The organism is Halobellus ordinarius (genome assembly GCF_031823395.1).
Classification (GTDB): domain Archaea; phylum Halobacteriota; class Halobacteria; order Halobacteriales; family Haloferacaceae; genus Haloquadratum; species Haloquadratum ordinarius.
Genome location: NZ_JAVQKJ010000007.1, coordinates 100,403 through 112,207, shown reverse-complemented (window position 1 = coordinate 112,207; position 11,805 = coordinate 100,403). Strand labels below are relative to the sequence as shown.

Genomic DNA, 11,805 nt, shown 5'->3' with positions numbered 1-11,805 from the left:
CGCGACTGTCCGACGTGACGATACACCGTTTCCGACGTGACGATACACCGTTTCCGACGTGACGACGCACCGGGATTAGGGGAAATCCGCTGCACCGGTTTTGAAGAAAATTCGATGCATCGGTTCTGAGGGAAATCCGAGACAGCAGGTCGGACGACCGGACGGGAGACGCTGCCGCTGATACAGCCGACACTTATTGACCTCGGCGACGAACCTCGACCCGTCAATGAAGATCGCACTTCTGGGCGTCGGGCAGGCCGGCGGCAAGGTCGCCGACGCAATCTTGGACTACGAGGCGGCGAGCAGGGTCGACTTCGTCACCGACGCCGTGGCGATCAACTCCGCCAGGGCGGACCTGCTCGGGCTCAGAATGATCCCGGTGGACAGGCGCGTGCTCATCGGCCAGTCGCGCGTGAAAGGGCACGGCTGCGGGGCCGACAACGAACTCGGCGTGACCGTCGCCGAGGAGGACATCGACGAGGTACGGGGCGCGATCGACGATCTCCCCGTCCACGAGGTCGATGCGTTCCTCGTGATCGCCGGCCTCGGCGGCGGGACAGGCTCGGGCGCCGCACCCGTGATCGCTCGCGAACTCTCCCGGCTCTACACGGAGCCGGTGTACGGCCTGGGAATCCTGCCCGGCAGCGACGAGGGTGGCATCTACACGCTGAACGCCGCGCGATCCTTCCAGACGTTCGTCCGGGAGGTCGACAACCTCCTCGTCTTCGACAACGACGCCTGGCGGCGCTCGGGCGAGAGCCTCCAGGGCGGCTACGCGAGCACCAACGAGGAGATCGCGCGACGCCTCGGCGTCCTGCTGAGTGCCGGCGAGGTGTCGGAGCCCCCGGTGCCGGAGTCGGTCGTCGACGCCTCGGAGATCATCAACACGCTCGCCGGCGGCGGCGTGACGACGATCGGCTACGCAAACTCCCGTCTGGATCGACCCTCCCGCGGGCTGTTTGGCCGGCGCGCCCCGGATCCCGACGAAACGGACGTCGTGAACCGGATCACGACCACCGTGCGCCGGGCGACGCTGGGAAACCTGATGCTCCCGGCGAACGTCGAGAGCACGGAGCGCGCACTCGTCGTCGTCAGCGGTCCACCGCAGTACCTCAGCCGGAAAGGGATCGAGGGGTCGCGCCGGTGGTTAGAGGAGGCGACCGGCACGATGGAGGTCCGCGGCGGCGACTATCCGATCCCCGAATCGGACTACGTGTCTGCGCTGGTAGTTCTCTCGGGCGTCACCGACGTCCCGCGGATCAAGGAGCTACAGCGGATCGGCACGGAGACGCAGCGAAACCTCGAAGCCCGGGCGGCGGAGCGCCCAGAGGCCCTCCGTGACCTCATCTGGGGCGGCGACGGGGATATCGAACCGCTGTTTTAGCCGGCCTCGCGCGGCTCCGCTGCCGCTGTTACAGGGCGGCGTGGCCGACCACAGACTCAAATCCGTCGCGCCCCTTCACCAGTTCGATGATGGTCACCACGCACGTGGCCGCCGGTCTCCTGCTTGCGGTGCCGGTCGCAGCCGTCGCACCACACCTGACGCTCCCTGCCGCAGTCGGGGCGATGCTCGGCGGCGTCCTCCCGGATCTGGATCTCTTCGTCGGCGTCCACCGCAAGACGCTGCACTTCCCGATCTACTACTCGATCGTCGGAGTTGGTGCCGCCGCCATCGCGGTGGTAGCTCCGGGACCGCTCACTGTCGGAGTTGCCCTGTTCCTGCTCGCGGCGGGCCTGCACTCGGCGTCCGACTGGCTCGGTGCGGGCGAGGAACTCCGGCCGTGGGAGCGGACCTCCGATCAGGCGGTCTACCTCCACCCGTGGCGGCGGTGGGTCCGTCCGCGCTACCTTGTCCGCTACGACGGTGCACCCGAGGACCTCCTCCTGACCGCTGTCTTGGCTGTCCCCGCGGCCCTGACGTTCGACGGATGGCTGCGCGCGCTCGTCGTCGGTGGCGTCCTCCTCGCGGCAGCGTACTCGCTGGTCAGAAAGCGAGTGCCAGACTGGATCGGTCTGTAGCTGTCAGTCGACTGTGAGCCTTAGTCGGCCGATTCCGGCGATCGTTCGACTGCGAGCGGGCCGTCCCGGCGCGCGACGCCCCGGTACCGTTCCCCGTGAACGTCATCGGCAGTGATCGCTCCGAGAATCCGATCGGAGATCCACTGACCCGCGGCTGGCGTACCCGCGAAGTCGTCGCGCCGGATCGTCGACGGCAGATAGCGGTCGTACACCGGGAGCCGTTCGTAGAGCGGAACGCCGGCCGCGTCGGCGATGCCTTCGAGTTCCGCAAGTTCGGGCCAGGCGTACTCGGGGTTGATGTAGTCCTCGGTGACCGGGGAAACGCCGCCGAGGTCGTCGACGCCGCACTCGATCAGTTCCCGGGTCGGCGAGAGGTTCGGCGGGACCTGCACCGACACCTCCGACGGGAGGGCTGCACGCGCCATCGCGACGGTGCGGCGCATCGTCTGAACGGACGGTCGCTCGAAATCCGAGCGCTCGTTGGGGACGACGTTCTGGACGATCACCTCCTGGACGTGGTCGTACCGATCGTGGAGAGTCGCGATGGCAAGCAGGCTCTCGGCGCGGTCGCGCCACGTCTCCCCGATCCCGACGAGGAGCCCTGTCGTGAACGGGACGCCGACCTCACCCGCCGCGCGGATGGTGTTCAGCCGTTGCCCGGGCGTCTTGCGGCGGGTCCCGGAATGTGCGCGGACGTCCGCCGTCGTCTCCAGCATCACGCCCATACTGGCGTTGACTGGCGCGAGCCGCTCGAAATCCGCGACCGTCAGATCGCCGGGGTTCGCGTGCGGAAGCAGTCCTTCGTCGAGCGCCATCTCACAGCAGTCCCGGAGGTAGCCGAGGATGTCATCGTAGCCCCACTCGGCCAGTTGGTCGTGGATCGCGGTGTAGCGCTCGTCGGGTTCGTCGCCGAAGGTGAAAAGCGCCTCCGTACAGCCGGCGTCGGCGCCGACGCGGAGCCGCGTTCGGACCTCCTCGGGGGAGAGCACCGTCGCCTCGCCGGGCACGTCGTAGTAGGTGCAGTAGGTGCAGGTGTAGCGGCAGGCAGTCGTGAGGGGGATGAAGACGTTCCGCGCGAAGGTGAGTTCGCCGGCCGCGTCGACGTCGTCGGGCGTCACCGCCAACAGCCGCTCGACTGCCGGCTCCGAAACGTCGACGTCGACTGGGTAGTCGTCGGCCGCGGGAAACATCGTGTGTACGTCCGGTGTCTGGGTACAGCTACAAAAACCGTCGTGCTTCCGGCGGCGTGTGCCGGCGTTTCGCGGTGACTCTCTCACCGTCCTTCGAGGCGGAGGCCCCGCCCTCAAGGAGCAAGCCGAAAGGCGAGTGAGTAGGGCGGGGTAGTTTACTCGTCCGTTGGTATTCCTTCAGAAGAGTCGAATTCGCCGTCCGTCGTGGGCGTCACCGTAGACTCTCCGTCGGTCTGTTCAGGTTCCTCGGAACCATCTTTTGTCTGAAAGAAAGGTCTTCCTTCGCCGCGAGAGACTGCTGGCTGATAGGTATAGAGGTAGCCGTCGTGGACCACGTAATATGCGCCGTCGTCCGGATCTTCGATGACGCTATTGTCGGTGTCGATTGCAAAGTCCACGAGTGCGCCAAGTGACGCCGCCTCGGCCCGTGGGAGATCAAATGCTTGGTTCGGCAGTTTGATCGTCGAAATCCACTCGTCAAAGTCCTCGCGCTCGTCTTCGTAGGCGAGCAGTTCCTGTTCTGTTGAGGAGAGAGCAAGTCGGCCCCTTCTCCGGGCTGCAACAAGACCTCCAAGGACCACGCCGGACCCGAAGAGGAGAGCAGGGCCACCGATAGTCCGTAATGGTCCGTATGTCTGCTGGACCGTTACTGTCCGAGTCGCCTCGTACCGATCGGTTATTCTTCCCTGATCGGTTGGGCGGTAGGTTCCCTGCTCCAGCGCGACTGGTAGCGTATGCTCTACTACCTGGTCAACCTGCTGGCCGTTGACCGTTCCTTGGATATCGACAGTAGCGTGGATCACTATTTCCGGTTGTCCTGGGGGATTGTCGAGTTGTTCGTCAATTTCCTCTGTTCGATTTATCGCCTCGTTCATATTGACCGAAAACGGCACACGGATCGTCTCTCCGGGCTGGATCGAATCACTGGACGTTGTTTCTAACGATCTATTGGTCTGCCAGACCACAGTCGTGCTTTCCTGATTTTCCTCGACACTCTGCAAGACGAGCTGGAGGGCCACCCTCCCGTTCAGGTCGCCACGCTCGCTCGCGTCGTACCTGAATGTGTACGTCCCGTTGAACCACGGCGAAATATCCGTAAAGTAGATCGAGCGGTTGGTGAGCGTGGTGCCGACAGGATATACAGAATTATCCTCTGTGACCGTTGCGGAATGGTCGAACGAGCCTGTCGTCTGCCAGGAGGAGACGATACGCTCTTCAGTGGTAGTATTAGGACTGGCGTGGGTCGTGTAGGTGAACCATCCGCCCACAAGCGCCAATACGACGAGTACAGCAACGACCACCACAAATTGCTTGTCGAGAAGCGCCCGAAGCCGAAGTAGCCAGTCAGCCATCTTGACAGACTACTATGACTCACGTGTTTGTAATGGGATTCGTAATTGTTGAAAGAGATTATTTACCCTGATTAAGGTGACCATATGTTGTAACCCTCTTCTTCCTAAATCCAGCTCTAGAGCGTGTTTGTTATTCATAACTTTCCGTGTAGAGAGTATGCTCCTCCCGACGGAAAGCCAAAGATGAGGACAATTACTCGCCTCCCGAGTAGACCGCTCCGAAGACGAGACGTCGCTGCACTTGACGACGACCGCTTTCAGGTCAGCACCTATGGCGGTATCGTCGAGGAAGACGAGATTCGCATCTACGCGATCAAAATCGCCGCGGGCGACACGGCCTATGCACTCTGCTTCGACGACTCACGGGAACAGTGGCAGCATCTCGCATCGGTGGACGCCGGCGACCTCGCTGCGGCCGACGAGCAACTGGACGCCGCGATCGACGACTGGGTACAGGACAACTACGGTGGACGGTTCGAAGTTCTCAAGCCCCGATGAGGGGCCGACGACTGCCGGTGGCCGGGTACCCTCGGCATCACCGGTAGAGGCCCTGAACCACCCGCCGGATCCGCGTGAACGTGGAGACGTCCCGGCCCCGGGATCGTCGCCGGATGCGACCCTTCCCGACGAGCGCCACGCCGACGAGGTAGAACGGCACCGCGATCAGCGTGTCGATGACGACGATCGGTGCCCACGGATGGAGTTCGTAGAGGCCTCGTATCAGGGGGTGAGGGAGTACGGCGAGGTACCGGTGTTCGGTCACGAACCGCCGGTAGTGGCCGGTCTCCGGCGGCGCGTGCAGCGTCACCGTCGCGTTCGCCACACTTCGCCCCTCGACGTATAGCTCGCGGGGCTGGACCTCGACGCCCTCGCTCGCGGGTTCGAGGTACGTCACGACTGGAATGAAGCCGCCGTTCCCGACCACATAGCGCTGACTCTTCGACTCGCCCGCCGGAATGACGCTCGGACGCTCGGAAGTGAAATCCGCGCTCACGACCTCGTACTGCTGGGTTCCCGCGGGTCCGACCATCGCCGCCGTCGCCCCCACGACGAGCATCGCGGCGAACGCCCCCATCACGAGCCGGCTGTCGACGCCCGCCATCCGCGACGTGATGCGGTCGCGCTCTTTCCCGTGCTTGGCGCGCCACTCCCCCACGACGTACCAGAGCAACGTTCCCGCGAAGAGGAGATACGCGAGGCCCTGGGTTCCTGAAAGCCCGGATATGCCCAGGAGGATAGCGAGCTGCCGCTGGACGGCCGAAAGGACTGACTGGATGCCCTCGACAACCGTGCCGAGATGCGGGATGACGACGACGTTACCGTTCACCTGTAGCGCCGTGGCGACAATCTGCGCCCGTTTCACGGGTGGCTCCTCATCGCTCTGGTCAGTGAACGGGTTCGCGTCCCCCTTCGTTATGAAACCGCGCTCCGTGTCGTCCACGACGCGGTGGGTCGTGAGACCGCCGCCTTGGAGTTCCTCGGCACGAAACACGATGACGTCACCCGTTCGTACGGAGGAATCGATCTGTACGGGGACGGCTATGAATCCGTCACCGGGTTCCAGCGTTGGGGACATACTGTCTGTCTCGACGTATCCCAGGAGGATCGGTTGGCCGAGGACGGACCCGAGAACCAGGAATAGCACGATGAGAAGGACCGCGAGTTGTAGAACTGCACTCCCCACCTTCCTCGGTCCCATATCGGGACGGAAATGTCACTACAGAGGTTTTGTTATGCAGTTGTTTCGATTATCGAAGTGAATCACTCTGGGCTTACGAGGGTAGAAAATTCAGAGACAGTCTGAAAGCCCAGGTAGAGAGAGGCGATCTTCGATGTCCTAATTAGTTCCGCGCGGTTGCGCTAATGCGTCTCGACTGCAGTCGCGGCCCTCTCCGCAAATAGAGAATGTACTCCTGAGTGTTATTGGCCAAAAATGGGAGGAAAGGGGCGCTACAGCCGAGAGTTACGCACTCAAGACGCTAGGCGCTTCCGTACGGCCCGTCGGCATCCGTGACGGCGAATGTGATTTCGCCACCTTGGAGGCTGGTCTTGTCCCGGGCGTCGATCGCCACACCAACCAGCGTAGAGCCGCCTGAGGAAAGGCCGCCTCCGCTTGCGTTGGTGGACTCGTACCCCTGGTAGTTGTCCCAGCTCGGGTAGAAGCTATCTTCGGGGTAGCTGCCACTGTACTCTTCGTACACTTCTTTGGGGACGAAATGCCATCTATCGGGATTGTTCAGCCCGGATTTGTCGATAGTGATGTCGAGGTTGTTCGGGCCGTTATTGGTCATCTGGAAAACGCCATCGAAAGTCGTCACCGAGTCGGGATTGATACCGTCGCCATCGCCATTGTCACTGAAGTCCAGAACGAGTTGCTTCCCGTTGTGCTCCGCGTACGGTGACATTTCCTCCAGACCGAGATACGCGCTCTTGTCACCTGTCACATTTACCCCGACTGTCCGAGTCGCCTCGACACTGGCAAACGCACCTGTACCCATTGCAGCCGCCGAGCCGGCGGCGAGCGATCCGAGTCCGACCACGAATTTGCGTCGTTTCATTGGTTTTCTACCTCGTTTGTCGCGCCAGCGAGCACCGACGTGGCCTCCGTCAGCATCGTTCTCGTCGGCCGCAGCGCGCACTCATCGCTTCCGTAGCCAGGGATATCGTATTCCGGCGCGAGAAGCCGTTTCTCGGGGGTGACGACGTTTTTCTTGGAGTCCAAGCGACTGCCTATACGAGTTTCGTGGAGAGCGAGAACAGTCACGCGCACTCTTCAATTGTCTGTTACTATCGTCTTACTAAAAAAATCACAAAATAACATTGTATGGGGTACACGAAGGCTCTCTCCGTATGTCCCGGACGGGGGAGGTGGCCAGTTCAAACGTCCCTAGCAAAGCGGAGCCGGATAGTGAGAATCCTACGGCGGATGAAAATAGTGAGACTCCTTCAGCCGATGAGTTATACGACATCCTTGCGAACAGACGACGGCGCTACACGCTTCACTATCTGCAGCAGGTAGACGGACGAACCGACTTGGGAGAGATGGCTGAGCAGATCGCAGCCTGGGAGCACAGGAAAGCACGACAGGAGATCACCTCGAACGAGCGGAAGTACGTGTACTCGGCACTCCAGCAACGGCATCTCCCGAAGATGCACGACGTCGGTCTCGTCGGGTTCAACAAGCGTAATGGCACTGTCGAACCCACTCCTACCTTAGACGAGATTGACGTCTATGCGGAAGTCGTCGAGAAAGGCAACGTTCCGTGGGGGATATATTTCTCTGGTCTCTCTGCGGTGCATTTCGTATTGCTCGTTCTCGTCGGCTTCAACGTGGCGCCGCTGACGGCGTTCTCCGACTTCGAGTGGGCTCTTTTTTTCGCGGCCTCGTTTCTCGTGTCATCTCTCGTGTTCCTGTACGACACCAAGCGTATGAAACTCGGCAACAGTGGCGCCCCACCGGAGGTTGAACGTCGATGACGTGGAGGCGATATCTTTTACTTGTCGTCGCGCTGCTTGTTGCAGGATCTCTCATTACACCGACTGCGGGGTTTAGTTCCGCGGCTGCTGATCGGAACGTAGACGTTGCTGTTGTATCCGATGATGAGGCCTATCTTGGCATCCAGAGAGAGTGTAGTGACAATACATTACAGGTGACCGTAACCAATCGGTTTTCCGCCGGGACAACGCTGGATGTCGACATCGCCGTCAATGGAACGACCAAAACAATCGACGACCTTTCATCGGGGGAGTCACAGAGCAAGGCGTTCAATGCGTTCGATACAAACGACACAGCTACGATTGCTGCGTCCGGTTCGGGGATCTCGGTTCATTTGACGCGGTCACTACCGACGGGATGCTGATTCCGCCCGAGTCTTTAAACTGGTTTCTACGGGCGGTTCATTACCCCCGACACGATACGTAACGAATCCACTCGGACGGACAGCGTCTAACTTGGAATTCTGATACCTCGGCTGAACAAGAGTAATCAAAACAGATTATATGAATGACTGAAAAGAACCCTCGGTGAGTATTTCACCTCATACAATTATACGCCCAATCCGGAGGTTAATATCCGATCGGGCGGCCAGCCGTCGTGTGACGTAGCCATCGACCTGCGCCGGGCAGCGATAGTTCGGCACGTCGGCGTGGGGAGCGGTGATCGTGCCGACTGTTCGCCACAGGACACGCTTCTCTCGTCGGAGCTGCCGCAAACTGCCACTGCACGACTCACGACCGGGTGATACCGACGCGGCCGTCGTCGTCCGCGTCGATCTCGAATCCGGCGTCGACCAGCCACTCGCGGGCCCGACCGCGGCCGTGCAACAGCACTTCCACCAGATCGGTCGGTTCGTCGACGTCGGTCGCGAGTCGCATCGAATCGACGACGTCGGCAGAGAGCCCCGCCGTCGCAGCGATCTCCCGGTGATCCCGGACGGACGCGCCGTGGTAATCCACCGAGAACGCCGGGTCCCGGATCACGAGCGCGTTCGTCCCGCCGCCGCGCCCCGGTGCGATGGCGACGTCGCCGCCGCCGGCGAACAACCGCCGCAGCGCCGTCGGCGTCGCGAGCGCGAGGTCGGCCATCACGACCGCCAGTTCCGACGCTTGGCCTCGATCGAGTCGGTCGAGTGCGGCGTTCACGGCGACAGTCAGCGGTCTGTCGTCGACGGTTTCGGAGACGCCGTCGAGGACGTCCGCCGATCCCCCGTTAGCGACGGGATCGTCCGCGGTGACCACGGGATCGGGGGCGAGAAGTTCGGGAGTCCCGCCGGCCTCGCGGACCGCTTCGACGACGTCCCGGAGCATCGCGAGCGAAAACTGGCGGCGCTCGGGCGTTGAGAGAAGTGCAGAGAGTCTACTCTTCGGATCGCGGCCGGTGTAGGGAACCAAAACCTGCATCGAACGGATGGCCCGGCGATCAGCCGAGTTTGTCCGGACCGCCCTGCTGGGAGCGCCAGTAGAGGAACCCGCCGACGAGAAGACCGATCACGACGAGTCCGCCGACGCCGTACAGCGCCAGCCGGAACCGCTGGTTCGATTGTTGGGTCTGTTCCGCCTGCTCTTGGGCCTGTCCGGCCAGGTCGGTCGCGAGGGAGAACTCCTCGCCGTTGTAGGCCTCCTTGGCGTTCTGTAGCCGTCGTTCCGCTTCCTCGTCGTCGACCTGCTCGACTGCCGCGGCGGCGTCGCCGATCGCGTTCCGGGCCTCCCGGCTCTCCTCGGTGTAGTGCGTCGCGGACCAGGTGTCGATCTCGTTGGTCGATCCGCCCTCACGCGTCTGTTCGAGCGCGATGACAGTAAAGGACTGCGCCGGGTCGTACGAGTAGTCGTCGACCGCCGGGACGGTGCCGGTGATGCGGATCTCGACCTCGCTGGTACCGTCGTCGGCGACGACCGATGCGCCGGAGAAGGACTGGCCGTCGTAGGACTCCTGAGAGACCTTCGAGCCGGTCTGGTCGTAGTAGACGACCGTCCAGGTGACGTCTGTCAGTTCGGTGTTGCCGGCGAGCGTCCACTCCTCCAGTGAGGGGTTCTGGTACAACTCGGTCAGCGTGACTGTCGCGGTGACCTCGGTTCCGACCTCCGCGTCGCTCGTGACGGTCGAGTCCCCCACGGAGACGGCAGCGGCGGGGACCGTCGCGACGGAGAGGACGAGGAGACAGGCCAGCGCGAGCTTAGAAAAGCGACTCCAGCTCGTCTTCGTCATCATTAACTAGATTTTCGAGGTTGTCTTCGCTCTCCGATCGGATGTCGTCGATGTTGTCCTGTGCTTCGATGGCGACCTGCTGAAGCTCCTTGATTCGGGGGACGTTCGTCACACCCGAGAGCAGCACTACTGAGGCGACCCGATTCGTGTCTCCCATCGGGTAGTCACCGCCGCGGACTTCCATACTACCGGTCTGCTCTTCGATCCATTTCCGCCCGCGCTCTATGCCTTTCCGGTTGAGATGCCGCGGGGGACCAGCCAGAACCAGCAGGGCTCGTTCGGAGCCTTCGATCTCGCAGGGAAGCGTCAGCCGGCCGAGTGCGGCCTTCCGGACCAGCGACGTGATCCGGTTGGTCGTGTGAGCGGTATCGAGGTTGTCGTCCTCGTCGCTGCCCGTGATCCGCGAAAGTAACCCGCCGCCGGAGGAGTCGGTTTCGACCGTCTCGGAGGCGTAGCCGATCGTCGAGATGCCGCCGCCGGAGAGCGTGTTGATGATCTCCGAGGAGTCGACGACGCTTTCGGCGACCTCGCCGCCCTGTCCGACCTCGCCGGCGCCGAAGAGGACGCCGAACCGGGTGACGATCTCCTCGTTGATCTCGTCGTAGCCGCCCTGGACGGACTCGCCGGTCTTCCGCCAGGCGTCGTTGTCGAAGACGAGGAGGTTGTCGACCTCCCGGACGAACGTCTGGAAGGATCGAGCGGCGTTCAGCGTGTAAATACCGCCCTCGTCGCTGCCGGGCAGGACCCCCAGCCCGTAGACGGGTTCGGTGTAGATCCGCTGGAGGTGTTTCGCGAGCACCGGCGACCCGCCGCTTCCCGTCCCGCCGCCGAGCCCGGCGACGATCAGGAAGGCGTCGATCTCGTGGACCGGGATGCTGTCGATTGCGCCCTGTACTTCGTCGATATCCTCTTCTGCGACTTCCGCGCCGAGTTCGTTGTCGGCGCCGACGCCGTGACCCTTCACGCGCGACTGGCCGATGAGGACCCGCTTGTCCTTCGGGATGTGCTCCAGTCCCATCAGGTCGGCCTTCGCCGTGTTGACAGCGATGGCCGCCCGGACGATGTTCGAGTTGTGGCGCTTGTCGTATTCGACAAATTTGTCGACGATCTTTCCCCCGGCCTGCCCGAAACCGATCATTGCAAGCTTCATATAATGGGTCCCCTCGCCATTGGGTGTATACCAGTGCGAAGGCGGACATAAACCTTGTGATGGGGGGAAATCGGCGGCTCGGCACTCAAACCACAGAAAACGCACGACAGCGGCGGCATCTTAATGACACCTTAGGGACGGTTCTGTCCCGTTGGCGGCTGCATTTATCAGTCTTCATAATGAGAGAACGAGACACTCGGCAGAGGACCTCCCTGAGCGGCCGGAACAGCGTCTCTGATTCGGCACGCGAAACCGCCGCAGTAGCTGGTGGCCGCTGCGAGCAGTACAGATATAGTAGCGTTTGCAACTGGTTGCACATCCGATCGCACGACCGCGTGCGATCGTGTGAGTGAAGACTTGCAAACGCTACTATAGTCGGGTGTCGTGTCA

The 11,805-nt window shown here is 62.2% G+C and carries 12 protein-coding genes; 5 read left to right on the top strand and 7 right to left on the bottom strand.

Annotated elements, in window-relative coordinates; genetic code table 11:
• The first annotated feature begins 226 nt into the window (after positions 1-226).
• On the top strand, positions 227-1,384 hold the full coding sequence (locus tag RJT48_RS11530) for a tubulin/FtsZ family protein (protein WP_311172431.1): 1,158 nt from the start codon (positions 227-229) through the stop codon (positions 1,382-1,384).
• A gap of 86 nt (positions 1,385-1,470) precedes the next feature.
• The gene (locus RJT48_RS11525) at positions 1,471-2,019 is read left to right on the top strand and encodes a metal-dependent hydrolase (protein ID WP_311172430.1); all 549 of its coding nucleotides are present in this window, start codon (positions 1,471-1,473) and stop codon (positions 2,017-2,019) included.
• A gap of 20 nt (positions 2,020-2,039) precedes the next feature.
• Here RJT48_RS11525 and cofG read toward each other — a convergent pair whose 3' ends face one another.
• The gene (gene cofG, locus RJT48_RS11520) at positions 2,040-3,209 is read right to left on the bottom strand and encodes a 7,8-didemethyl-8-hydroxy-5-deazariboflavin synthase subunit CofG (RefSeq protein ID WP_311172429.1); all 1,170 of its coding nucleotides are present in this window, start codon (positions 3,207-3,209) and stop codon (positions 2,040-2,042) included.
• Positions 3,210-3,364: 155 nt separating this feature from the next.
• A complete protein-coding gene (locus RJT48_RS11515; protein WP_311172428.1) occupies positions 3,365-4,561 on the bottom strand; it encodes a DUF5305 domain-containing protein in 1,197 nt (398 codons plus the stop codon).
• Positions 4,562-4,744: 183 nt separating this feature from the next.
• Between RJT48_RS11515 and RJT48_RS11510 the strand changes: the two genes are divergently transcribed.
• Complete coding sequence (locus RJT48_RS11510; RefSeq protein ID WP_311172427.1) at positions 4,745-5,059, top strand: DUF7964 domain-containing protein; 315 nt, start codon at positions 4,745-4,747, stop codon at positions 5,057-5,059.
• A 37-nt stretch (positions 5,060-5,096) separates the two neighbouring features.
• Here RJT48_RS11510 and RJT48_RS11505 read toward each other — a convergent pair whose 3' ends face one another.
• Together RJT48_RS11505 and RJT48_RS11500 are read right to left on the bottom strand one after the other, a co-directional pair.
• Positions 5,097-6,260: a signal peptidase I gene (locus RJT48_RS11505; RefSeq protein ID WP_425604715.1), complete on the bottom strand. Its 1,164-nt coding sequence runs from the start codon at positions 6,258-6,260 to the stop codon at positions 5,097-5,099.
• Between the two features lie 280 nt (positions 6,261-6,540).
• The gene (locus tag RJT48_RS11500; protein ID WP_311172425.1) at positions 6,541-7,119 is read right to left on the bottom strand and encodes a DUF1102 domain-containing protein; all 579 of its coding nucleotides are present in this window, start codon (positions 7,117-7,119) and stop codon (positions 6,541-6,543) included.
• A 292-nt stretch (positions 7,120-7,411) separates the two neighbouring features.
• Here RJT48_RS11500 and RJT48_RS11495 point away from each other — a divergent pair, with 292 nt between their 5' ends.
• Both RJT48_RS11495 and RJT48_RS11490 read left to right on the top strand, forming a co-directional pair.
• Positions 7,412-8,038, top strand: a complete 627-nt coding sequence (locus RJT48_RS11495; protein ID WP_311172424.1) for a DUF7344 domain-containing protein — start codon at positions 7,412-7,414, stop codon at positions 8,036-8,038.
• The gene (locus RJT48_RS11490; protein ID WP_311172423.1) at positions 8,035-8,421 is read left to right on the top strand and encodes a hypothetical protein; all 387 of its coding nucleotides are present in this window, start codon (positions 8,035-8,037) and stop codon (positions 8,419-8,421) included. The genes RJT48_RS11495 and RJT48_RS11490 overlap by 4 nt, the downstream gene beginning before the upstream one ends.
• 367 nt (positions 8,422-8,788) lie before the next feature.
• Here the strand turns inward: RJT48_RS11490 and cofC are convergent, their stop codons facing one another.
• From cofC to RJT48_RS11475, 3 genes are read right to left on the bottom strand one after another with little or no spacing between them, the layout of a single operon-like run.
• Positions 8,789-9,460 (bottom strand): 2-phospho-L-lactate guanylyltransferase, encoded by a 672-nt coding sequence (gene cofC, locus RJT48_RS11485; RefSeq protein ID WP_311172422.1) that lies wholly within the window; start codon positions 9,458-9,460, stop codon positions 8,789-8,791.
• 19 nt (positions 9,461-9,479) lie between these two features.
• Positions 9,480-10,265 carry a hypothetical protein gene (locus RJT48_RS11480; protein WP_311172421.1) on the bottom strand — a complete coding sequence of 262 codons (786 nt, stop codon included), beginning with the start codon at positions 10,263-10,265 and terminating at the stop codon, positions 9,480-9,482.
• The gene (locus RJT48_RS11475; protein WP_311172420.1) at positions 10,234-11,415 is read right to left on the bottom strand and encodes a tubulin/FtsZ family protein; all 1,182 of its coding nucleotides are present in this window, start codon (positions 11,413-11,415) and stop codon (positions 10,234-10,236) included. Before RJT48_RS11475 ends, RJT48_RS11480 begins: the two co-directional genes overlap by 32 nt.
• Between the last annotated feature and the right edge of the window lie 390 nt (positions 11,416-11,805).

Coding starts and splice junctions, on each gene's coding strand:
- RJT48_RS11475 (WP_311172420.1), bottom strand. CDS start 11,415: ATGAAGCTTGCAATGATCGGTTTCGGGCAGGCCGGGGGAAAGATCGTC.
- RJT48_RS11510 (WP_311172427.1), top strand. CDS start 4,745: ATGAGGACAATTACTCGCCTCCCGAGTAGACCGCTCCGAAGACGAGAC.
- RJT48_RS11530 (WP_311172431.1), top strand. CDS start 227: ATGAAGATCGCACTTCTGGGCGTCGGGCAGGCCGGCGGCAAGGTCGCC.
- RJT48_RS11500 (WP_311172425.1), bottom strand. CDS start 7,119: ATGAAACGACGCAAATTCGTGGTCGGACTCGGATCGCTCGCCGCCGGC.
- RJT48_RS11525 (WP_311172430.1), top strand. CDS start 1,471: ATGATGGTCACCACGCACGTGGCCGCCGGTCTCCTGCTTGCGGTGCCG.
- RJT48_RS11490 (WP_311172423.1), top strand. CDS start 8,035: ATGACGTGGAGGCGATATCTTTTACTTGTCGTCGCGCTGCTTGTTGCA.
- RJT48_RS11515 (WP_311172428.1), bottom strand. CDS start 4,561: ATGGCTGACTGGCTACTTCGGCTTCGGGCGCTTCTCGACAAGCAATTT.
- RJT48_RS11495 (WP_311172424.1), top strand. CDS start 7,412: ATGTCCCGGACGGGGGAGGTGGCCAGTTCAAACGTCCCTAGCAAAGCG.
- cofC (WP_311172422.1), bottom strand. CDS start 9,460: ATGCAGGTTTTGGTTCCCTACACCGGCCGCGATCCGAAGAGTAGACTC.
- cofG (WP_311172429.1), bottom strand. CDS start 3,209: ATGTTTCCCGCGGCCGACGACTACCCAGTCGACGTCGACGTTTCGGAG.
- RJT48_RS11505 (WP_425604715.1), bottom strand. CDS start 6,260: ATGGGACCGAGGAAGGTGGGGAGTGCAGTTCTACAACTCGCGGTCCTT.
- RJT48_RS11480 (WP_311172421.1), bottom strand. CDS start 10,265: ATGACGAAGACGAGCTGGAGTCGCTTTTCTAAGCTCGCGCTGGCCTGT.